1 protein-coding gene and 1 pseudogene are annotated in these 837 nt (G+C 33.2%); both read right to left on the minus strand.

Annotated elements, in window-relative coordinates; translation table 11 throughout:
* Positions 1 to 17: 17 nt before the first annotated feature.
* On the minus strand, positions 18 to 329 hold the full coding sequence (locus Y7E_RS30760; RefSeq protein WP_017150552.1) for a zinc-ribbon domain-containing protein: 312 nt from the start codon (positions 327 to 329) through the stop codon (positions 18 to 20).
* A gap of 246 nt (positions 330 to 575) precedes the next feature.
* Positions 576 to 837, minus strand: a pseudogene (locus tag Y7E_RS29385) (Rpn family recombination-promoting nuclease/putative transposase); the annotation flags it as partial.

Consider the following 837-nt stretch of genomic DNA (forward strand, 5'->3'; position numbering starts at 1 on the left):
CTACTCTATGTTTCTAACTAATATTTTTGCACCAGAACCTCATAAGGAGTCAATGTTCCATTTTTAGTAGGATGCCATTGTTTGGCTATCTCTGGGTTCAATGTAGCAAGACAATTATCTATACAAACTTTTTTATTGGCACAATAAGGGCATCCTCTTCCTTTATGTCGACTCCATGTAGACGCTTCCCATTCATGTCCTTTCTCACATTTCCACCATGCTTTTTTATTGGAAGCAAATGTAACATGAAAAGGAGTTAATTTTCCATTTTTAGTTTCATGCCACTGTTTAGCTAGTTCGGGGTTTCGTATTGCTAAGCTGTTTTCCATAAAGTGCTACCTCCTCTCTTTTATATGCTAGGGATATAGACCATACAATTTGTTTTCACATTATAGCTATTTGATATACTTATATGCTTTAAAAAGACATCTTTTGTTTTTTTAGTGAAAATTCAAAAACATGAATCATTATCATATTTATTAAATGCATCATGTATTTTTTTAGGAGTTAATGTTTAAAGAGCTAAATAAAAAAACTTTGCGAGATTTTCCGCAAAGTTTTTTTAATAATACATATTATAATAGTAGTTTTCGTATTTCTTCTGTACTAAGACCTGTGAATTTTGCAATGTCTTCTAATGGCATACCATTCTTATGCATACCACGGATTAATTGGATTTTCCCTTCTTCACGAGCGTGTGCCAACTTGGCTTGTTCATCTAAAAGTAATTTTTCACGAGCTTCATAAGCTGTTCTGAAAGAAGAGTCATGGCTCATATTTTCCCACTTACTCATCGCCTTTTGTAAAATTGGATCTTGATTCATTGCAATCTCCTCC

The sequence above is a fragment of the Bacillus bingmayongensis genome (assembly GCF_000299035.1).
Classification (GTDB): domain Bacteria; phylum Bacillota; class Bacilli; order Bacillales; family Bacillaceae_G; genus Bacillus_A; species Bacillus_A bingmayongensis.